This is a genomic window from Thiohalobacter sp. COW1 (genome assembly GCF_016629505.1).
Taxonomy (GTDB): domain Bacteria; phylum Pseudomonadota; class Gammaproteobacteria; order Thiohalobacterales; family Thiohalobacteraceae; genus Thiohalobacter; species Thiohalobacter thiocyanaticus_A.
The window spans coordinates 587256-607199 of the sequence record NZ_AP024239.1; the positions used below are offsets into that span (position 1 = coordinate 587256).

17 protein-coding genes are annotated in these 19944 nt (G+C 64.7%); 5 read left to right on the forward strand and 12 right to left on the reverse strand.

Going from position 1 to position 19944, the window contains the following annotated elements; translation table 11 throughout:
• Window positions 1–11 precede the first annotated feature (11 nt).
• Window positions 12–767, forward strand: coding sequence for a hypothetical protein (locus tag COW1_RS02685; RefSeq protein ID WP_201345347.1), 756 nt, complete (start codon window positions 12–14; stop codon window positions 765–767).
• Between the two features lie 645 nt (window positions 768–1412).
• Complete coding sequence (gene ltrA, locus COW1_RS02690; RefSeq protein WP_201345348.1) at window positions 1413–2696, forward strand: group II intron reverse transcriptase/maturase; 1284 nt, start codon at window positions 1413–1415, stop codon at window positions 2694–2696.
• A gap of 171 nt (window positions 2697–2867) precedes the next feature.
• Here ltrA and COW1_RS02695 read toward each other — a convergent pair whose 3' ends face one another.
• The 3 genes from COW1_RS02695 to cmoB form a co-directional block, all read right to left on the reverse strand.
• Window positions 2868–3611, reverse strand: coding sequence for a CsiV family protein (locus tag COW1_RS02695; protein ID WP_201345349.1), 744 nt, complete (start codon window positions 3609–3611; stop codon window positions 2868–2870).
• A gap of 133 nt (window positions 3612–3744) precedes the next feature.
• Window positions 3745–7227, reverse strand: coding sequence for a transcription-repair coupling factor (gene mfd / locus COW1_RS02700; protein WP_201345350.1), 3483 nt, complete (start codon window positions 7225–7227; stop codon window positions 3745–3747).
• 283 nt (window positions 7228–7510) lie between these two features.
• Window positions 7511–8512, reverse strand: coding sequence for a tRNA 5-methoxyuridine(34)/uridine 5-oxyacetic acid(34) synthase CmoB (gene cmoB / locus COW1_RS02705; RefSeq protein ID WP_201345351.1), 1002 nt, complete (start codon window positions 8510–8512; stop codon window positions 7511–7513).
• A gap of 19 nt (window positions 8513–8531) precedes the next feature.
• Here cmoB and COW1_RS02710 point away from each other — a divergent pair, with 19 nt between their 5' ends.
• On the forward strand, window positions 8532–8678 hold the full coding sequence (locus tag COW1_RS02710) for a hypothetical protein (RefSeq protein ID WP_201345352.1): 147 nt from the start codon (window positions 8532–8534) through the stop codon (window positions 8676–8678).
• 234 nt (window positions 8679–8912) lie between these two features.
• Here COW1_RS02710 and cmoA read toward each other — a convergent pair whose 3' ends face one another.
• On the reverse strand, window positions 8913–9665 hold the full coding sequence (gene cmoA, locus COW1_RS02715; protein WP_201345353.1) for a carboxy-S-adenosyl-L-methionine synthase CmoA: 753 nt from the start codon (window positions 9663–9665) through the stop codon (window positions 8913–8915).
• On the reverse strand, window positions 9662–10156 hold the full coding sequence (locus tag COW1_RS02720; RefSeq protein WP_201345354.1) for a YcgN family cysteine cluster protein: 495 nt from the start codon (window positions 10154–10156) through the stop codon (window positions 9662–9664). Before COW1_RS02720 ends, cmoA begins: the two co-directional genes overlap by 4 nt.
• A 148-nt stretch (window positions 10157–10304) precedes the next feature.
• Here COW1_RS02720 and COW1_RS02725 point away from each other — a divergent pair, with 148 nt between their 5' ends.
• Window positions 10305–11084 (forward strand): DUF4197 domain-containing protein, encoded by a 780-nt coding sequence (locus COW1_RS02725; protein WP_201345355.1) that lies wholly within the window; start codon window positions 10305–10307, stop codon window positions 11082–11084.
• Between the two features lie 199 nt (window positions 11085–11283).
• Here COW1_RS02725 and COW1_RS02730 read toward each other — a convergent pair whose 3' ends face one another.
• The 7 genes from COW1_RS02730 to COW1_RS02760 all read right to left on the reverse strand — a co-directional run bounded on the left by COW1_RS02730 (window position 11284) and on the right by COW1_RS02760 (window position 17237).
• Window positions 11284–11643, reverse strand: a complete 360-nt coding sequence (locus tag COW1_RS02730) for a sirohydrochlorin chelatase (protein ID WP_096366575.1) — start codon at window positions 11641–11643, stop codon at window positions 11284–11286.
• Between the two features lie 235 nt (window positions 11644–11878).
• Window positions 11879–13144: a TRAP transporter large permease gene (locus COW1_RS02735; RefSeq protein ID WP_096366574.1), complete on the reverse strand. Its 1266-nt coding sequence runs from the start codon at window positions 13142–13144 to the stop codon at window positions 11879–11881.
• Complete coding sequence (locus COW1_RS02740; protein ID WP_096366573.1) at window positions 13141–13626, reverse strand: TRAP transporter small permease; 486 nt, start codon at window positions 13624–13626, stop codon at window positions 13141–13143. The genes COW1_RS02735 and COW1_RS02740 overlap by 4 nt, the downstream gene beginning before the upstream one ends.
• Complete coding sequence (gene dctP, locus COW1_RS02745) at window positions 13619–14653, reverse strand: TRAP transporter substrate-binding protein DctP (protein ID WP_201345356.1); 1035 nt, start codon at window positions 14651–14653, stop codon at window positions 13619–13621. The genes COW1_RS02740 and dctP overlap by 8 nt, the downstream gene beginning before the upstream one ends.
• A 197-nt stretch (window positions 14654–14850) precedes the next feature.
• Window positions 14851–15735 carry a TRAP transporter TatT component family protein gene (locus COW1_RS02750; protein WP_157745603.1) on the reverse strand — a complete coding sequence of 295 codons (885 nt, stop codon included), beginning with the start codon at window positions 15733–15735 and terminating at the stop codon, window positions 14851–14853.
• 24 nt (window positions 15736–15759) lie between these two features.
• Window positions 15760–16890, reverse strand: a complete 1131-nt coding sequence (gene dapE, locus COW1_RS02755) for a succinyl-diaminopimelate desuccinylase (protein WP_201345357.1) — start codon at window positions 16888–16890, stop codon at window positions 15760–15762.
• On the reverse strand, window positions 16887–17237 hold the full coding sequence (locus tag COW1_RS02760) for an arsenate reductase (RefSeq protein ID WP_096366569.1): 351 nt from the start codon (window positions 17235–17237) through the stop codon (window positions 16887–16889). Before COW1_RS02760 ends, dapE begins: the two co-directional genes overlap by 4 nt.
• A 280-nt stretch (window positions 17238–17517) precedes the next feature.
• Between COW1_RS02760 and COW1_RS02765 the strand changes: the two genes are divergently transcribed.
• Complete coding sequence (locus COW1_RS02765; protein WP_201345358.1) at window positions 17518–19653, forward strand: bifunctional diguanylate cyclase/phosphodiesterase; 2136 nt, start codon at window positions 17518–17520, stop codon at window positions 19651–19653.
• The last annotated feature ends 291 nt before the right edge of the window (window positions 19654–19944 follow it).

Genomic DNA, 19944 nt, shown 5'->3' on the forward strand with positions numbered 1-19944 from the left:
ATAGACAAAACATGGGTTTCTTTCGCAACATAAAGATTACAAATATGGCGTTTCAAGCCAGCTATAAAGGTATGAAATTGATGTCCGCCATGAGGAAGTCTGATCCAGACATGGCGCCTAGCGCAGAAGAAGCCATAGAAAGCCTGGGCGACGAGCTTGCGATACTTTCGAGGGAATATTGCACGAGCGAAAAAGAACGCGCTTGCTTGATAAAGGGTTTGGATCAAGGATTAAAAGCATATGGCCTATCACAGACGGCGACCCTAAACATCGTTGCTGCGTTGACGCCGAGAATAATGGCCGGAAAGCCAGGGTCGGCGCTATCCGATGGGATGGCGGAAATAATGGAGAGAAACGGAACCCCTGAAAACGCGCAATCTAAACTCGATGCGGCATTTAAGCAAACATCCCTGTTTATGGATGCCTCATTGATGATGATCGATAACGAAACCCTCAATCTCGAAACTCCAAAAGTAGGGGCAGCTCTCTACTTCGCGGGAGCAACGGATTTTCTTGCGCAGCATTACAAGCTAAGCGATGAGGACTATCTCAAGGTCCTGTTTGATGTGCTTAGGAAATTCGGTTTATCAGAAAAAAATGCGAGTCTATTTGTTCAACATATTCCCGAAATGTCAAATGAGCTATTCGGCAGAGAGGCAATGATTGAGGGTGGGAAGACGTTACAACGCTGGCTCTCAGGGAAGGATGATTCCGCGCCAGTTAGATTAACTGAGTTGGTAAATAGGTGGGCCGAAGAAACCATATAATGCCTAACAATCGTATATGCTTGGGTAGCAAAAAGCGTCGCCCTTCTGTCGCTCTGCTTTTTGCTGCCGGTAATGCGCGACGTTAATGTTCGCTTCTGGTGTGCGCCGTGCAAAGGCGGCGTTATCCCCGTGGGTGAAAGTCCCACCCGGCGACCGCTCCAGCCGGAAGCAACCGGAGCAATTGTGGAGGCAACGAAATGGTTGAAGCCTCCGGTGAAGCGTGCCACGACATACGGTGGCAGCGCGAGTGTGCAGGCCGTAACGTGAGTGAACGTCGAGCAAGCCTCGAAAAGGACGTTGCGCAGGCCGACCCGGCGACCATATCGGGGAAGGCTGATACGACTGGGAATATTGAGCGAAGCAGGACCCCAGTCGCTGCGCCGGGGTAGTGGCGACAGCATGTACACAAGGGAAGCGCGCGCAACACGGGAAGCCCCTTGGCGTGGTACGGGAAGACCAACCGGACGCCCGTGAGGGACAGGCCGGGCGCCTTGGGGTGGCGGAAGGGCCCGTAGTACCGAGGAAGTCGGGTAATGCCGAGGGAGGGAAGGGGCCCTGGTTCAAGACGAATGCATGACGTAGTGAGGGACGTGGAGATTGGGCAACCTATCAACTCCGGCGAGTGTTCAGAAACTACAGAGGGCATTGCATGCGAAAGCGAAGGCTGAAGTCGGCTATCGCTTCTATGCCCTGTACGACAAGGTGTTCCGCGAAGACATCCTGGCGCATGCCTATGCGCTGTGCCGCTCCAATCGGGGCGCGCCGGGGGTAGACGGTCAGGACTTCGCGGACGTCGAGGCGTACGGGGTAGAGCGGTGGCTGGCGGAACTGGCGGAAGAACTCCGGGAGGAGCGCTACCGTCCGGAGGCCATCAAACGAGTGTATATTCCGAAAGCCAACGGCAAACTCCGGCCATTGGGCATCTCGACGCTACGGGACCGGGTCTGCATGACAGCAGCGATGCTGGTGCTCGAACCGATCTTCGAAGCGGATCTTCCACCGGAGATGTACGCCTACCGCCCGAAGCGCAATGCGCAGCAGGCGGTGGTCGAGGTGCAAGAGACGATGTTCCGAGGGCATCCGGATGTGGTGGACGCCGACCTGTCGGACTACTTCGGCAGCATTCCCCATGCAGAGCTACTGCAATCGCTGGCGCGTCGTATCGTTGATCGGCGCGTCCTGCATCTGCTCAAGCAATGGCTGGAGTGTCCAGTCGAAGAGGTCGACAAGCGCGGGCAGAACCACAGAACGACGGAGGCCAAGGACACCCGGCGCGGGATTCCACAGGGCGCTCCCATCTCACCACTGCTGGCCAATCTGTATATGCGCCGGTTCGTGCTGGCCTGGAAGAGGCTCAAGCTGGATCACCGCCTCGGGAGTCGCATCGTGATTTACGCCGATGACCTCGTGATCTTGTGCCAACGCGGCAAGGCCGAGGAGGCCCTGCGGTGGATGCGCACGATCATGGAACGGCTCAAGCTCACGGTGAATGAGGAAAAGACACGAATCTGCACGGTCCCGGACGGGGTGTTTGACTTTCTGGGGTACACGTTTGGGCGGCTGTATTCACCGAGGACGGGTAAAGCCTACCTCGGGATGCGGCCCTCGAAGAAGAGCATCACGCGCATGGTCCAACGGTTACATGCAATGACGACGCTCTCTCTGGCGTGGCTCGATACCACAGAGATGGTGAAGCGGTTAAATCGTACGCTGCGGGGCTGGGCGAACTACTTCAGTGTAGGCGCGCACAGCCAGGCATATCGGGCGCTCGACAGCTACACCGCTATGCGGTTACGCCGGTGGCTGCGCAACAAGTACAGGGTCAGGCGACGCAGGGGCGGGGCCTTTCCCCCCTCGCACCTCTACGGGTACTTCGGTCTCGTGCGCCTGACCCAACTTGGGCGCGGCGAGTCGTGGGTGAAGGCATGAGGTCTTGTCCGAGAGCCGGATGCGGGAAATCTGCATGTCCGGTTCGATGAGGAGGGTGTGGAAACGGAGTGATGGTTCGGCTATTGAGGCACCGCCAGACGAAAGGGGCGGCAACAGATAGGCTGGACCTTAGGCCACCGCGTCACATCCTTACTCTACCGGCTGCGGACATTACTCTGTAGGGGAGGCGTCCGGAGCTTCTCCGGTTTTGTCTTCTGATGCTTCTGTTGCCTCAACCGGCGTGATCTGTGCGATCACGCCCAGCCGCGGATGGTCCAGGTAGTGCAGTTCGTTGCTGCGCATGCGGCGTGACTGCTGCAGGCGGATGGGTTGGTAGACGATGCCGCCGTCCTCTGCGTACGGGCTGCTTTCCGCTGACGGACCCAGGCGTTCCTGATAGACCAGGTCCGCTACCAGGTGCAGGTAGCGTGAGCGGTAGACCATGAGCGTGCCTTCCAGCAGCTGCATTTCTCCCCTGAAGGCGGCTTCTGATGCCAGGCCGGAAGGCGCTGTGACGGTGCCGGGTGCACGCAGAGGATGGCTTTCCGGATACACCGGCAGGGCGCTGCCGAGGGGGATGTTGATGCGCACGGGCAGGGCGGCATCGCGCTCCCAGCCCGGCTGGCGCCAGGCGAAGTGGAGCAGGGGACGATACTGTCTGGAACGCGCCAGGGCGCCGGTGATGGCATCGAGCCGGTAGGCCTTGCGCGGCAGCGGCTGTAGTGCCGGGGTGTGGTCGAAGTACCAGGCCGAGGCGAGGTCGGGGCCGGATTCCAGCGCCGGCCAGTATTCCTCGCCGGTGTCCGGGTCCAGGCTGGCGTAGACGATGATTTCCACGTCGTACTGGTCAGCGGCCGGCACAGCGGCGCTCATCAGCAGGGCAAGGGTGGCCAGGAACAGGCGACGCAGTAACATAAATAAGCCTCTGGTTTAATCGTCATTGCGAGGCGCGGAGCGCCGCGGCAATCCTCAACTGTTTTCAGGTGTGTTACGAGATTGCCGCGCTTCGCTCGCAATGACGGGACTATCAGGATTCAGTTGGCCTTTTTCAGGCGGCCTCGGGGCTGATCTCGTTCAGCAGCCGGGCCACGGTCTCCAGCCGGGTCTCGGCGTCCGGCATGTCCAGGGTGAAGCGCAGCTTCTCCACCCCGTCCAGACGGTAGTTCGCCGGTGCGGTCTGCACCAGCTGCACGATGCGGGCGGCATCGACCTGCGGCTGTTCGGTGAATTCGAAGCGGCCGGCGGTCTCGCCGGCGTCGATCTTGCGGATGCCCAGCGGCAGCGCCCTGAGCTTGAGCCGGGTGATGGCGAACAGGTTCTTGACCTGCGGCGGCAGCAGCCCGAAGCGGTCGATCAGCTCCACCTGCAGTTCGCGCAGTTCGTCCTCGCTACGGCAGTTGGCGATGCGCTTGTACAGGATCAGGCGGCCGTGCACGTCCGGCACATAGTCGTCCGGGATCAGGGCGGGGATGCGCAGGTCGATCTCGGCGCCATGCTCCAGCGGCCGTTCCAGCTGCGGTTCCTTGCCGGCCTTGAGGCTTGCCACGGCGCGTTCCAGCAGTTCGGTATAGAGGCTGAAGCCGATCTCCTGGATCTGGCCGCTCTGCTCGTCGCCCAGCAGTTCGCCGGCGCCGCGGATCTCCAGGTCGTGGGTGGAGAGCGAGAAGCCCGCGCCCAGTTCCTCCAGTGAGGCGATGGCCTCCAGGCGCTTGACCGCGTCGGCGGTCATGGCGCGCGCCGGCGGCGTGACCAGGTAGGCATAGGCGCGGTGGTGCGAGCGGCCGACGCGGCCGCGCAGCTGGTGCAGCTGGGCCAGGCCCAGCTTGTCGGCGCGGTTGATGATGATGGTGTTGGCGGTGGGTACGTCGATGCCGCTCTCGATGATGGTGGTGCATACCAGCAGGTTGAAGCGCCGGTGGTAGAAATCCAGCATCACCTGTTCCAGTTCGCGCTCGCGCATCTGGCCGTGGCCGATGGCGATGCCGGCCTCGGGCACCAGTTCGGCCAGTTCGCGGGCGACCTTGTCGATGGTCTCCACCTGGTTGTGCAGAAAATAGACCTGGCCGCCGCGTTTGATCTCGCGCAGGCAGGCCTCGCGAATGGTCTGGTCGTTCCATTCGCCGACGAAGGTCTTCACCGCCAGGCGTTGGGCCGGCGGGGTGGCGATGATGGACAGGTCGCGCAGTCCCGACAGGGACATGTTCAGCGTACGCGGGATCGGCGTGGCGGTCAGCGTGAGCATGTCCACCTCGGCGCGCAGGGCCTTGAGGCGTTCCTTCTGGCGCACGCCGAAGCGGTGCTCCTCGTCCACGATCACCAGCCCGAGCTGCTTGAACTTCACATTCTCCTGCAGCAGCTTGTGGGTGCCGATGACGATGTCGACCTTGCCGTCACTGAGTTGCTGCAGGATCGTCTCCTGCTGCTTGCCGGAGCGGAAGCGCGACAGGGCCTCGATGCGGATGGGCCAGTCGGCCATACGGTCGCGGAAGTTCTCGTAGTGTTGCTGCGCGAGCAGGGTGGTGGGCACCAGCAGGGCGACCTGCTGGCCGCTGGTGGCGGCGACGAAGGCGGCGCGCATGGCGACCTCGGTCTTGCCGAAGCCGACGTCGCCGCACACCACCCGGTCCATCGGCTGCGGGGCGGCCATGTCGGCCAGCACCGCTTCGATGGCCTGCTCCTGGTCCGGGGTCTCCTCGAACGGGAAGGCGGCGGCGAACTGGCGGTACTCGTCGCTGTGGATGTCGAAGCTGTGGCCCTGGCGGGCGGCACGGCGGGCATAGATGTCGAGCAGTTCGGCGGCCACGTCGCGCGCCTTCTCGGCGGCCTTGCGTTTGGCTTTGGCCCAGTGATCGGTGCCCAGCTTGTGCAGCGGCGCGGTCTCGGGCGAACTGCCGGTGTAGCGGCTGATCAGGTGCAGCGAGTTGACCGGCACATACAGCTTGTCGCCACCGGCGTACTCCAGGGTGAGGAACTCGTTCTCCAGGCCGCCGGCGGTGAGCTTCTGCAGGCCGAGATAGCGGCCCACGCCCAGCTCCTCGTGCACCACCGGCGCGCCGACGGCGAGATCGGTGAGCTCGCGGATGATGGCCTCGGGGTCGCGCGCCGGTTTGCGCCGGCTGATCTGGCTGGCGCGCCGGCCCAGCAGCTGGGTCTCGGTGAGCAGGGCCAGCGTGCCGTCCTCCAGCCGCAGGCCCTGCTCCAGCGGCGCCACGGCGATGGCCAATCGCGCGTCACTGTCCAGGAAGGCCTGCCAGCCTTCCACGGGCGTCGGGCGCAGGCCGTTGTCGCGCAGGCTGTCGAGCAGATGCTCGCGGCGGCCGGCGGACTCGGCGGTGATCAGCACCCGGCCCGGGTGCTGATCGAGGAACTGCATGAGTTGTTCGGCCGGCTGGGTCGCGCGCGGCTTGAGCGAGACATCGGGCAGGCCGCAGGTGGCGAAATTGACGATTTCCGCGGCACCTTCGTCGAAGCGCAGAATCTCCACCCGGCGGCTGGCGGCCAGGTGCCGCTCCAGTTCATCCAGTCCCAGGTAGAGTTGATCCGGCGCCAGCACCGGGCGTTCGAGGTCGTGCCGGTACTGGTCGTGCCGGGCCTCGAGTTGCTGCCAGAAGTCCTGCGCGGCGGCGTCGCAGCCGGGCAGCTGCAGGAACAGGCAGTCGGCGGGCAGGTAGTCCAGCAGGCTGGCGGTCTGCTCGAAGAACAGCGGCAGATAGTACTCGATGCCGTTGGGGCTGATGCCCTGGCTGACGTCGCGATAGACGGCGCTGCGCTGCGGATCGCCCTCGAACCGGGCCCGCCAGGCCTGGCGGAAACGGCTGACGGCATCGCTGTCGAAGGGGAACTCGCGCGCCGGCAGCAGATGGATGGCCTCGACCTTTTCGATCGAACGCTGGCTGTCCGGCTCGAAGGTGCGGATGCTCTCGACCTCGTCGTCGAACAGGTCCAGCCGGTAGGGCAGTTCGCTGCCCATGGGATAGATGTCCAGCAGCGAGCCGCGCACCGCGAACTCGCCGTGCTCCATGACCTGGGCGACACAGGTGTAGCCGGCCTGCTCGAAGCGTGCCCGCATGGCCTCCACGTCCAGCCGCTCGCCGACCTTCACCGACAGGCCGCGGCCCTGGATGTAGCTCAGCGGCGCGACCCGCTGCATCAGGGTGGAGACCGGCAGGATCAGTACGCCCTGATGGAAATCCGGCAGCCGGTACAGGGTCTCGATACGCTGGGAGATGATGTCCTGGTGCGGCGAGAAGGCGTCGTAGGGCAGGGTCTCCCAGTCGGGGAAACTGAGCCGTTCCAGGTCGCCGCCGCTGAACCAGCCGAGTTGGCCCTGCAGTTGCTCCAGCTGCGGCATGTCGGGGGTGACCAGGACCACCGGGCCGGCGTAGTCGCGCGCCGCGGCGGCCAGCGCCAGCGCCAGGCTGTCGCCGAACAGCCGGCCCCAGCGCAGGCACGCGCCAGCCTCCGGCAGGGGCGGATGACGGGGGTCGAACGGCTTGTCCGGCGCCGGGGCCGGGGCGGTGTTCCGGTTCATGCGGGGGGAATTGTCCCATAAACGCGGGCGCGGGTCATGGTTGTGAAGATCAAGATCAAGATCAAGAGCGCCACGGAATACACGGAAAGCACGGAAAAATACGAATAAAAAATTTCATAGAGGCTCCACTTGACTAATTGTCCGTCATTCCCGCGAAGGCGGGAATCCAGAAGCCATCGCGGTCAATGGATTCCCGCCTTCGCGGGAATGACGGGAAGGACAAAAATCAGAGTTTTCTTGATTCTTTAACATTTCCGTGCCTTCCGTGTATTCCGTGGCGCTCTTAAGCTGCTCCGGGCCGCCGGGCGAGGAGCACCGCCCGGCGCGGGGCGGGGTGGCCCTCAACGGTGCGGGTCGGGTCGGCCGGGTCCAGGCTCTGGGCCAGGGACTCGAAGCGCATCCAGTCGGTGCTGCGCTGTTCCTCGACAGTGGTCGGGCCCTCGTCGACGCAGCGGATGTCGCGCAGGCCGCAGCGGGCCAGCCAGCGTTCCAGTTCCGCCACCGTGGGGATGAACCACACATTGCGCATGCGCGCATAGCGCCCGTCCGGAACCAGCACCCGGCCGGCGCCGCCGGGGATGACCAGGGTCTCCAGCACCAGTTCGCCGCCGGGGCGCAGGGCCTCGCGCAGCTGGATCAGATGATCCAGCGGCGAACGGCGGTGATAGAGCACGCCCATGGAGAAGACGGTGTCGAAGGTCTCGCTGCGCTCGGGGAAGTCCTCGATGCCGAGCGGCAGCACAAAGGCCCGGCCCGTATCGTGAAACCGGCGCAGGGCCTCGAACTGCATCAGGAACAGCCGCATGGGATCGATGGCCACCACCAGCGCCGCGCCGGCGCCGGCCATGCGCAGGGCGAAGTAGCCGTTGCCGCTGCCCACGTCCAGTACCCGGCGTCCGGCCAGCGGGGCGAGATGCGGCGCGATGCGGTCCCACTTCCAGTCCGAGCGCCATTCGGTGTCGAGGTGGAGACCGAAGACGTCGAACGGACCCTTGCGCCAGGGATGGAGTTGCCGCAGGGCGGTTTCGATCCGATCCCGGGTGGCGGCGTCGATCTCGTCCGCCCCACCGATGCGGATGCAGGGGGCGTTCAGATCGACCTGCCGGGCACGGATGTCGGGCAGGGCGGCGATGGCTGCCTGCCAGGCCGGCAGGTCGCCGTGGCTGTCCGGCGCCAGGCGCGGGGCGAGTGTCTGCGGCAGCGCTTCGGCCCAGCCCGCCAGCGGGGTGTCCTGCAGGGCGGCGGTCAATTCTGCAAGATCGAGCTTGAAGGATGCTTGGTTCATCGTCACGGAAATATACGAAATGACTCTGGAAACGCTGATCAAGCCACATCCGTCATTCCGGCGCAGGCCGGAATCCATCGACCGCTGTGGTATCTGGATCCCGGCCTGCGCCGGGATGACGGATTTATTTAACGGAGATGGATCAGGTTTGGCCTGGTTCTGCTGAATTCATCGTTGGTGTGTTAATCGTCACCATTCATTCACCCGGATCCGGCCGCTGTTTGAAGGCAATCAGATTTGTAGGTCGGGTTAACGTAGCGTAACCCGACAGGAGGCAGATAGACTCAATGTGGTTTGATGTGACAGCCCACAGCGTCGGGTTACGCCCTTTGGGCTAACCCGACCTGCGAATGTCTTATGTGGCACGTCCGTGCTTTCCGTGTGTTCCGTGGCCATCGATTCATTCAGCCAGATCCGGTCGCTGCTTGAAGGCCACCAGCGAGGCGAAATTGAAGCACTGGTACCAGGGCTCGATCCAGCGAAAGCCCGCCCACTGCAGCCGCTCGCGGTGCTGTTCCAGGGTGTCCGGCACCAGCACCCGTTCCAGCGCGCTGCGCTTGCGGCTGATCTCCAGCTCCGAGTAGCCGTTGGCGCGCTTGAAGGCCAGGTGCAGGTCGGTATGGAAGGCCTGGCTGAGATCATTGGCGAAGTCGAGCTTCTCCGACACCACCAGCACCCCATTGTCGCGCAGCCCGGCGTGAATGCGCTCCAGCAGCGGCAGGCGCTCGTCCGGCGGCAGGAACTGGAGGGTGAAGTTCAGTACCACCAGCGAGGCGTTCTCGATCGCCACCTCGCGGATGTCGGCGCAGCGCACCTCCACCGGTACCGTGCCGGGATCGGCCTCGACGTGGGCGCGGCACTGCCCGGCCATGGCCTCGGCGTTGTCCACGCTGATGATGCGGCAATCGGCATGCGGAATCTGCCGGCGCAGCGCCAGGGTGGTCGCGCCCAGCGAGCAGCCGAGATCATAGATGTTGGAACCGGGGGTGGCATAGCGCTGTCCGAACAGTCCGGTCAGGCTGACGATCTCGCTGTAGCCCGGCACCGAACGGCGGATCATGTCGGGGAAGACAGCAGCGACGCGCTCATCGAAGGCGAAATCGACGATCATGGTCTGCTCGCCGGCGAACAGGCTGTCCCGCTCCTCGCTCATGCGCGGCCGGTCGAGGCGTCCGGCTGATCCGGGGCGTCGTCCTCTTCCTCGGCGGTCATCTCATCGAAGAAGGTCTGCCAGTCGTCGACATGCACATGCTCTTCACTGACGCAGTTGTGACGGATGCCGATGCCGGCCTCATGCACGGTATTCGGGTCGCCCGAGACCAGCGGGTGCCACCAGGCCAGGTCTTCGCCGTTGCGCAGCAGGCGGTAGGCGCAGGTCTCGGGCAGCCAGGTCAGTTCGTGGATGTTCTCCGGGGTGAGGGTCCAGCAGTCGGGCACCTTCTGCGAGCGCGTTGCATAGCACTGGCACAGCGAGGTCTGGTCGTCGAAGTGACGGCAGACGATGTTGGAGTAGATCAATTCGCCGGTGTCGATGTCCTCGAACTTGATCAGGCAGCACAGGCCGCAGCCGTCGCAGAGGGATTCCCATTCTGCGCGGGTCATTTCGTCGAGGGATTTGCGGTGCCAGAAGGGGGTATCGGTCATGAGCAGGAAACAGCGGCGTCGGAAGGAGGCTGGCGGGATTATACCGCGCCTGCCCCGGACAAGGCGAGGTCGGTTGCCGGCGCTGTCCCGGCGGTGAGATCTGGGCTAGGCTTGCGGTCATGACTGCAGACAGATCGGGAGGGAAGCCATGAGTGTCAATTCGATGCCCCGCCGTGCCGGCCTGCTGGCAGCGGTGCTGGGGCTGACGCTTGCCCCGGCGCAGGCCGGCTGGCAGGACATGCTCAAGGGCGTGCTGGGCGGCGGCGGACAGGAGGCGGGGACGGAAACGGCGGTGGAATCCGCCGCCGGGGCGCCGGATGCCGGGGCCATGACTCAGGCCGTGCTGGATGCGCTGCAGGTCGGGGTCCGACGGGCCGTGGACACGCTCGGCCGGCAGGGCGGTTTCCTGCAGGACCGGGCGGTGCGGATTCCGCTGCCGCAGGAACTGCAGACGGCCGAGTCGCTGCTGCGCCGGCTGGGGCAGGACCGCTACGCGGATGCCTTCATCGAGTCGATGAACCGTGCCGCCGAACAGGCCGTCCCGCAGACGACGGACATCCTGATCGACACCATCAAGGGCATGTCGGTCAGCGACGCGCGCGGTATCGTCCAGGGCGGGGACGATGCCGCCACCCGTTATTTCCAGCAGCATTCATCGGCGCAGCTGGCCGAGGTGATCCGCCCGATCGTGAGCGAGAACATGGACCGGGTCGGGGTGACCGCCCGCTACAAACAGTTCGTCTCCCGCGCCGGCTTCCTGGAATCCTTCGTGGCCGAGGACACCCTCGATCTGGATGCCTATGTCACCAACCGGACCCTGGACGGCCTGTTCCTGAAGCTGGCGGAAGAGGAGAAGCGCATCCGCGAACAGCCGGTGGCGCGGACCACGGAGATTCTCAAGGACGTGTTCGGCTATTTCGACCGGTAGGTTACTCGTGTCTGGACGGTATTAATCCGATCATTGCATAAATTCCGGTTGCCCTAACCTCTACCGTCATCCCCGCGAAGGCGGGGATCCAGATACCGCCGTGGTCACTGGATCCCGGCCTTCGCCGGGATGACGGCTCTGTTGCGGAGGATGATGGCGCCTTTGCGTTCTTGGCGTTTACAGCACCAGGCCTGAACGCTCAGGACGCCAGCTGCAGCATCAGCTCGGGGATGCTCTCGGCCGAGCCCAGGTAGGGGACGATGTGGATGTTCACGTCCGGATACTGCTGCTGCTTGCCTTCCACCTCGCCGGGGATGTCGCTGATGACATGGCGGCCGGCGGACAGGAAATAGGGCAGCACCACCACCTCGTCGGCGCCGTTCTGCACACAGCACTCGATCCCGTCCGGGATCGAGGGTTCGGCCAGTTCCAGGAAGGCGCAGTCGACCTGAGCGAAGCGCGCGCCGGCCAGCTCGCGGATGCGCGCGGTCAGTTCCCGGACTTCGTCGTTGGAGGCGGTGCGGCGGCTGCCGTGGGCCACGATCAGCAGGGCTTTCATAGGCTCGTTTTCCGATGGTTTCCTGAGTTGCAAGATACCTGAAGCCGGGACGGGAAAAAACGCTCAGTGGCTGGGGATATCCCGGACTGGAGGTAAATTTACCGTGACATTCTCTTGCTATTGCTTGTGCGTGAAAATCGTAGGTCGGGTTAGCCCGGCAGGGCGTAACCCGACGCGGCTCGCCGCAGCGTTGTCGGGTTACGCTGCCGCTAATCCGACCTGCACGTGGTATTAATCACCCCTTCTGCCACCATAGCGACAGCCCCGGGTTGTAGGTCACGATCAGCAGCCATACCAGCATGATGGCGAGAAAGGGCAGGGCGGCGCGGAACAGCAGCAGGATCGGTTTGCCGAAGCGCTGGCTGGCGATGAACAGGTTGATGCCCACCGGCGGGGTGCTGTAGCCGATCTCCAGGTTGGCCAGCATGATGATGCCCAGATGCACCGGGTGGATGCCGAACTGGGCCGCCAGCGGCAGGATCAGCGGCGTGATCACCACGATGGCCGAGAAGATATCCATCATCGCGCCCACGACCAGCAGGAACAGGTTCAGCAGCAGCAGGAACTCCAGCGGCGAATCCACATGCGTCTTCACCCAGGCCAGCAGCTGCATCGGCACCTGGGCGTCGATGAGCAGATTGGTCAGTCCCATGGCCGCGGCCAGGATGATCAGGATGCTGCCCACCAGCAGGCTGGTATCGCGCAGCAGCGGCAGCAGCTGGCGGGTGAGATTGATATTGCGGAAGATCAGGGACTCGAGCAGCAGCACATAGGCGGCGGTGCAGGCAGCGGCCTCATTGACCGTGACATAGCCGCCGAAGATGCCGACCACGATGCCCACCGGCAGCAGGATGTCCCAGACGCCGGCGCGCACCGCGCGCAGCAGTTCCGGGATGGAGAAGCCCTGGCGCGGTACGCTGCACTTGCAGCCCATGAAAATGCTGTACAGCAGCAGCATCACCAGCAGCAGGGTGCCGGGCACGATGCCGGCCAGGAAGAGTTCATCGATGTTCACGCCGGCGACGATGCCGTAGAGCAGGATGGCCAGGCTGGGCGGGAACAGCAGGCCCAGCGAGCCGGAGGAGGTCAGCAGGCCCAGGCAGAAGCGCTCGCGGTAGCCCTGGCAACTGAGCATGGGATAGAGCAGTCCGCCCAGTGCCAGGATGGTCACGCCCGAGGCGCCGGAGAAGGCGGTGAAGAAGGCACAGGCGGTGAGTGCGACCGCCGCCAGCCCGCCGGGCAGCCAGCCGAACAGGGCATTGAACAGCCGGATCAGGCGCTGCGGCGCGCCGCCGGCGGCCAGCGCCACGCCGGCGAAGGTGAACATGGGGATGGCGGTGAGGTTGGGTGAGCTGGCCAGGCGGTTCAGTTCCACGATCAGCACCACCGGATCCAGTTCCATCCGGTGGGTGGCATAGAGGCCGCCGGCCCCGAGCACCACGAACAGCGGCAGTCCCAGGGCCGCGAGCAGCACCAGTGCGGTGATCACCGCCGGTGTCACAGTCGCGGCTCCGTGCGGCGCTCGCCCAGCAGCAGGCCGAGCAGGAAATGCAGGCACAACAGGCCGAAGCCCACCGGAATGACCAGATTGAGCAGCACCTGCCAGCGCTCGTGATCGGCGGCGTACTGCCATTCGTCACGCCAGAAGCGCAGCGCGGCCTGGAACAGCAGCAGGCAGATCAGGGCACCGAGCGCCTGCAGCGGACGGAACAGGCGTGACCGCCAGGGGCTGGCCAGCCAGGCGCAGACCACGTCGATCTTGATGTGGCGGTCGCCGTCGGCGGCCAGGGCGGCGCCGAAGAAAGTGATGTAGAGGACCAGATAGCGGGTCAGGCTGTCGGCCGCCGGCAGGCCGGTGTCGAAGAGGTTGCGGGCAATGATCTGGCCCAGGGTCAGCAGGACCAGCAGCAGCAGGCTGAGCCCGGCCATGCCGGTCTCGAAGCCGACCAGCAGGCGGCGCAGCCGCTGCAGGGCTTCAGTCATGGGCGCCGTGGGCGGTTGTGGTGCCTTCGGCCGGAGTTGACCGGTACTCGGTCAGCAGTTCCCGGGTCCGCTCATACAGCGAGCGCGGGATGTAGCTGTCCTCGGTCAGTTGCGCCGCGGCCTGGTCGCGCATCTCCAGCAGGGCGTCGCGATCCAGCGATTCCGGCGGCATGACGAACTCCATCCCTTCCTCGCGCAGCACCTCCAGACTGGTGGCGTTGTCCGCGCGGGTGGCGCGGATGAGCTCGCGGCTTGCCTGCGCGCCGGTCTCGCGCAGCACCTGCTGCAACTCCGCGGGCAGTTTGTCGAAAAAGCGTTTTGCCACCACCAGGGCGCCGATGCCGTTGGCCATGGGCAGCTGGCTCATGTAGTCGAGCCGGGTGTGCCACTGCAGGGCGATGGCCGCGAGCGGCGTGCAGTAGACGGTGTCGATCAGGCCGGTGGACAGGCTGGTGTAGACATCGGTGATGGACAGCGGCACCGGGGCCAGATCGCCGGCGGCGAACATGGCCTGACCGAGCGGGTCGCCCTGCCACAGCCAGATGCGCCGCTTTTTCAGATCCTCGAAATCCTCGATGCGATGCTGGGAAAAGAAATAGACGAAGCCGACTTCCATCCAGCCCAGCAGTTCGTAGCCGTTGTCGCGAAAGCCGGTTTCGATCTCCGCCATGAGTTCGCTGCGGACGTGATCGATTTCCTCGTAGCTGTCGAACAGGAACGGGAACTCCAGCACCCGCGCCGGCGAATGGATGCTGCCGATGCCGTAGCCGGTGAAGGCGGCACCGTCGAGCTGGCGGTAGCGGATCTTGCGCAGGACGTCCGGTTCGTCGCCCTGCACGCCGCCGGGGTAGAACTTGAGTTCCAGCCGCCCCCCGCTGCGGCGTTCGACCTCCCGGCCCCAGTCCTCCAGCAGGTTCATCCAGGTCGAGCCGGGCGGGGCGAGGGTGGCGAACTTGAGAGTGTAGTCGGCGGCCTGCACGGGACCGCTGATGGTGATTGCCAGAAACAGCACAAGTGTTGCCGTCATGAACTTCATCAATACGCCGTCATCCCGGCGCAGGCCGGGATCCAGTGGGTTACCCGGCGACGGCCGGATCCGGGATCCCGGCCTGCGCCGGGATGACGGGCAGAGGGGGGCGCGAATCAGGTAAAGATAGTATGGGCGTATGCGACTCGCTGAATACATCGATAAGGCCTTTGTCGGCAGACTTCGTTTCCAGGGCATCAGAACCATTCGGCTTCACGCTCCAGCAGCCGGCGTGCGCGTTCGCGCGCGACCTGATTGACGAAGGCCAGCTGTTCAGGATCGCTTGCGGGTTCGGTGTCGAGCACATCAGTCAATCGGGCATGAAAGGCCTCGCGGTCCATGAGCTGGCGGTCGAGGAACTCGGCCTGCAGCACCTCGCCCAGCAGCATCCGGCCGCCGCTGGCGGCCCGGGCCGCGCTGAAGTGTTGCTGCGCGCGTTCGGGGTCGCCGCCCAGCATGGGCGGACGGCTGCCGTAATAGACGCCGAAGAACAGGTGCGGGCCGCCGTGGTAGTAGTCCGGATCGAGTTCCAGTGCGCGCTGCATCAGGGCCGCGGCCCGGCCCAGGCGGGCGATGCTGCGGGGATCGTCACGGTTGAGGTCGATGTGTTTGGCCCAGCAGGAGGCGGTCCAGAACAGGGCCGGAACCTGGGCGGCACCGGCCTGCTGCAGGGCCTGTTCGAGTTCGCGCAGCGGCGTGTCGAAGATGTCGGGCGTGAAGCCGGTCCGCCGCAGCGCGGAGGCACCATAATCGCGGCAACGCGCATACAGGCCGGCGGCGCGCTGCGGATCGCTCAGTTCGACGAAGGCGAAGCTGTAGCCGTAATAGCCCTCGGCGGCATACAGCTGCAGCCGGGCATTGCCGGGGTCGGCGGCGATCATGCCTTCCAGCATCTTCAGGTTGGCGGGCATGGCCGCGCGGGCCAGTTCCAGATCGGTCTCGCGGTGCATGGCGCTGATGCTCTGCTCCATCAGCCCCATCGAGGAGCGCACCACCAGCTGGTTCATGGAACAGCCGCCGAGCAGCAGCAGGGCGGACAGCAACAGATACGGTCCCCGACGACCGCTGTGAAGGCTCTTCATCTTCTCCATCCCCCGGGCCGCTGCTCAGGCGAGCAGTTTGGTCAGGATCGTTTCGTATAGTTCTGACAGGCGCTCGAGATCGTCGCAGCGCACACATTCATTTACCTTGTGGATGGTCGCATTCACCGGTCCCAGTTCCAAGACCTGGGCACCGGTCGGGGCGATGAAACGACCGTCCGAGGTGCCGCCGGCGGTGGACAGCTGCGCTTCGAAACCGCAGCGCTCGCGTACCGCCGCGCGCGCGGCCTCGACCAGTTCGCCGGCCGGGGTGAGGAAGGGGGCGCCGGAATGGGTCCAGTCCAGTTCGTATTCCAGCGCGTGGCGGTCGAGCAGTTCATGCACCCGGCGCTTGAGCCCGTCGGCGTCGGACTCGGTGGAATAACGGAAGTTGAACAACAGCATCAGTTCGCCGGGGATGACATTGTTCGCCCCGGTGCCGGCCTGGACGTTGGAGATCTGGAAGGTGGTGGGCGGAAAGTGGTCGTTGCCCGCGTCCCATTCGGTCGCGCACAGCTCGGCCAGGGCCGGGGCGGCCTGGTGGACCGGGTTGCGGGCCAGGTGCGGATAGGCGACATGGCCCTGGACGCCCTTGATGCGCAGTTCACCCGACAGCGAGCCGCGGCGGCCGTTCTTCATCACATCGCCCACCTGCTCGCTGCTGGAGGGTTCGCCCACCAGGCACCAGTCGATGCGCGTCCCCTGCGCCTGCAGCCACTCGACCACCTTGACCGTGCCGTTCACCGAGGGGCCTTCCTCGTCGCTGGTGATGAGGAAGGCGATGGAGCCGCGCGGTTCGGGATGGGTGGCGAGAAAGCGGTCCACGGCCGTGAGCATGGCGGCCAGGCTGCCCTTCATGTCGGCGGCGCCGCGGCCGTAGAGCCAGCCGTCGCGCTCCGTGGGTTCGAAGGGCGGGCTGTCCCAGGCCTCGAGCGGGCCGGTCGGCACCACGTCGGTGTGGCCGGCGAACACGAACAGCGGTCCGCTGTCACCGCGCCGCGCCCACAGGTTGCTGACCTCGCCGAAGGGCAGGGGGGTGATGTCGAAGCCGCGGGCGGTCAGGAATTCGGCCATCATGGCCTGGCAGCCGGCGTCATCGGGGGTGACCGAGTTGCGGGCGATCAGGTCGCGGGCCAGGTCCAGGGTGGTCGTGCTCATGACGCCAGCAGTTCCTGGTAGCGCTCGGGGCTGAAGCCCACCTCGATGCGGCCGTCGATCTCCAGCACCGGGCGCTTGATCAGGGTCGGGTTGTCCAGTACCAGCGCCTTCACCGCGTCCGGGCCGAGATCGGCACGCTGCGCCTCGGGCAGCTGACGCCAGCTGGTGCTGCGGCGGTTGATCAGGGCGACGGGGTCGAGTTGACGCAGCCAGTCATCGACCCGGCTCGGTTCCAGGCCGTCGGCGCGGAAGTCGTGGAAGCGGTAGTCAAGGCCCTGCTGGTCCAGGAAGCGGCGGGCCTTGCGCACCGTGTCGCAGGACGTGATTCCAAATAATGTTATTTTCATAAACCCTGGATAAGCTGATGAGAAATATGCCTATTGTCGCCTAATTCCGGTGGCGGGGAAAGTCTCGGCAGGGGGCTGGCGGCTCGGGGTGCAAATTCCCGGTAAAGGTTTCCCCTGATAAGTCGACAAATTGACGGAAGAGGGCCGGCCAGGCGCTGTCTGTCATGAAGGGTCCGGTTACGGCAGCGAAAATCGCGGCGGGGCGGTCCGGACCGATCCGCGTCAATAAGAATGGACAGGGACCAGTGTCCAGCCAGCTCACAGCTTCGGGTCCGAGATAATGCCAGATTCCACCCAGGTGCCTGAAACCCGTATCGCTGCGGATTTTTCCCAGCTCGATACCTTACTACAGGCCTCTCCCGCTGTCCTCTACAGTGGCAGTCAGAATCCCGGAACCCAGTCGCTGGAAGTGGACTGGGTGAGCAGCAACCTCTGGGCCCTGACCGGTTACCGGCCGCAGGAGGCCCGGGATCCGTCCTGGTGGAGTCAGCAGGTTCATCCCGATGACCTGGAGCGGGTGCAGGTCAGTTTCGCCCGCCTGGGCAAGCGCAGGGAAATCTACGCCGAGTACCGCTTCCGATTCCGCAACACCGGTTATCGCTGGATTCGCGATCACCGCCGGGTCTGCGACCCGGAGGTCGACGGCCGCTGCCAGGTCAAGGGGGCGTGGCTGGATGTGACCGAACGGCGCGAGATCCAGACCCGGCTGCATGAGCGCGAACAGCTGCTGCGGCGCCTGGTCGAGACCGACATGGAGGGCGTGCTGGTGGTGGACGCCGAGGGCTGCATCATCGAGATCAATCCGGCCGGGCTGGGACTGCTGAGTTGCCGGGATGCCAACGAGGTCATCGGCAACAGCCTGATGCACTATGTGGCACCGCATCATCAGAAACGCTTCGTGCTGCTGGCCCGGCGGGCCGTCAGCGGTGAACCGGTCAATTACGAATTCGACATTCACGACGCCCGCGGCGAACCGATGCGGGTGGAGACGCGCTGCTCGCCGCTGTTCGACGCCCACGGCCAGATCCGCTCGGTGCTGATCGTGGCGCGCGACAGCAGCCGCCGCTCCGATGCTGCCTACCAGGCCCAGTACCTGGCCCACTACGACATGCTCACCGGGCTGCCCAACCGGGCCCTGTTCCGCGACCGGCTGCTGCAGTCCATGGCCCAGGCGCGCCGCTCCGAGACCCTGATCGCGGTGATGTTCCTGGACATGGACAATTTCAAGGACGTCAACGATACCCTCGGCCACGCCGTGGGCGATCGTCTGCTCAGGGAGGTCTCGGCGCGCATCGTGGGCTGCACCCGCGAGACCGATACCGTGGCCCGCTTCGGCGGCGACGAGTTCGGCGTGATCCAGACCAGCATGCATTCGGTGGAGGATGCCGCCGAACTGGCCGAGCGCATCGTCGATACCGTCAGCCAGCCGATCATCATCGATAATCACGAGATCCATTCCGCCATCAGCATCGGCGTGACCCTGTATCCCTTCGACGATCACCACAATGCCGACGAACTGCTCAAGAACGCCGACCTGGCCATGTACAAGGCCAAGCGCGAAGGCCGCAACCGGTTCCAGTTCTATGTCGCCGAGCTCAATCGCATCGTCCAGCGCCGGGCGACCATCGAGCGCGACCTGCGTCTGGCGCTGCAGCGCGACGAGTTCAGTCTGCATTTCCAGCCGCAGCTGTGCATCGAAACCGGTCAGGTGATCGGGGTCGAAGCGCTGCTGCGCTGGAATCAGCGCGAACGCGGGCCCATCTCGCCGGCCGAGTTCATCCCGGTGGCCGAAAGCACCGGCCTGATCATGGACATCGGCCAGTGGGTGCTGCAAGAGGCGTGTCGCCAGGTCACCGAGTGGCAGGCGGCCGGACTGCCGCCGGTACGGGTGGCGGTGAACATCTCGCCGGTGCAGTTCCGCCACCGGCAGCTGCTGGACTCGATCATGAACGCTCTACAGTCCAGCGGCGTGGATCCGCAACTGCTGGAGATCGAGCTGACCGAGAGCCTGATCATGCGCGATGCCGACACCACCATCTCCACCCTGCGCCGGCTGCGCGAACTGGGCGTGGAGGTGTCGGTGGACGATTTCGGCACCGGCTATTCCTCGCTCAGCTATCTCACCCGCTTTCCCATCAACAAGATCAAGCTCGACCAGTCCTTCGTGCGCGACATCCACAAGCCCGACGGCGCGGCCATCGCCCGCACCGTCATCACCCTGGGCCAGACCCTGGACATGCGCGTCATGGCCGAGGGCGTGGAGACCTACGAACAGCTGGCCTTCCTGCGCGAACACGGCTGCCACGAGGCCCAGGGCTTCCTGTTCAGCCGACCCATGCCGGGCGGCGCCATCCAGCGCCTGCTCACCGATTCGCGCGAGGACCTGCGCCTGCGCATGCTCGAGCCGACGTTCTGATTCTTCCTTCCGCTGCTGTTCCATTCACCCGGGGCCTCGGGGTCTGCAGGGCGGAAACGGGCCGCAGGCCCGAATATCACTGACTTCAGCGTCATTGCGAGCGGAGCGCGGCAATCTCTTGCATCCCTCCGGGCTTCAGGATGGTTGGCACCTTCGGCACCGGGCACCGCAATGACGTGAACCTTCCGGCTGCAGTCAGCGCCCTCACCATCGGGCTCTCATTCCGGTCCCCAGTCCAGTCCCCAGTCCAGCGTCTGGCGGCTGAATACATGCCGTTGACCATATATACGG

Coding starts and splice junctions, on each gene's coding strand:
- COW1_RS02685 (WP_201345347.1), top strand. CDS start 12: ATGGGTTTCTTTCGCAACATAAAGATTACAAATATGGCGTTTCAAGCC.
- COW1_RS02695 (WP_201345349.1), bottom strand. CDS start 3,611: ATGTTACTGCGTCGCCTGTTCCTGGCCACCCTTGCCCTGCTGATGAGC.
- mfd (WP_201345350.1), bottom strand. CDS start 7,227: ATGAACCGGAACACCGCCCCGGCCCCGGCGCCGGACAAGCCGTTCGAC.
- cmoB (WP_201345351.1), bottom strand. CDS start 8,512: ATGAACCAAGCATCCTTCAAGCTCGATCTTGCAGAATTGACCGCCGCC.
- COW1_RS02710 (WP_201345352.1), top strand. CDS start 8,532: ATGACTCTGGAAACGCTGATCAAGCCACATCCGTCATTCCGGCGCAGG.
- cmoA (WP_201345353.1), bottom strand. CDS start 9,665: ATGAGCGAGGAGCGGGACAGCCTGTTCGCCGGCGAGCAGACCATGATC.
- COW1_RS02720 (WP_201345354.1), bottom strand. CDS start 10,156: ATGACCGATACCCCCTTCTGGCACCGCAAATCCCTCGACGAAATGACC.
- COW1_RS02725 (WP_201345355.1), top strand. CDS start 10,305: ATGAGTGTCAATTCGATGCCCCGCCGTGCCGGCCTGCTGGCAGCGGTG.
- COW1_RS02730 (WP_096366575.1), bottom strand. CDS start 11,643: ATGAAAGCCCTGCTGATCGTGGCCCACGGCAGCCGCCGCACCGCCTCC.
- COW1_RS02740 (WP_096366573.1), bottom strand. CDS start 13,626: ATGACTGAAGCCCTGCAGCGGCTGCGCCGCCTGCTGGTCGGCTTCGAG.
- dctP (WP_201345356.1), bottom strand. CDS start 14,653: ATGACGGCAACACTTGTGCTGTTTCTGGCAATCACCATCAGCGGTCCC.
- COW1_RS02750 (WP_157745603.1), bottom strand. CDS start 15,735: ATGAAGAGCCTTCACAGCGGTCGTCGGGGACCGTATCTGTTGCTGTCC.
- dapE (WP_201345357.1), bottom strand. CDS start 16,890: ATGAGCACGACCACCCTGGACCTGGCCCGCGACCTGATCGCCCGCAAC.
- COW1_RS02760 (WP_096366569.1), bottom strand. CDS start 17,237: ATGAAAATAACATTATTTGGAATCACGTCCTGCGACACGGTGCGCAAG.
- COW1_RS02765 (WP_201345358.1), top strand. CDS start 17,518: ATGCCAGATTCCACCCAGGTGCCTGAAACCCGTATCGCTGCGGATTTT.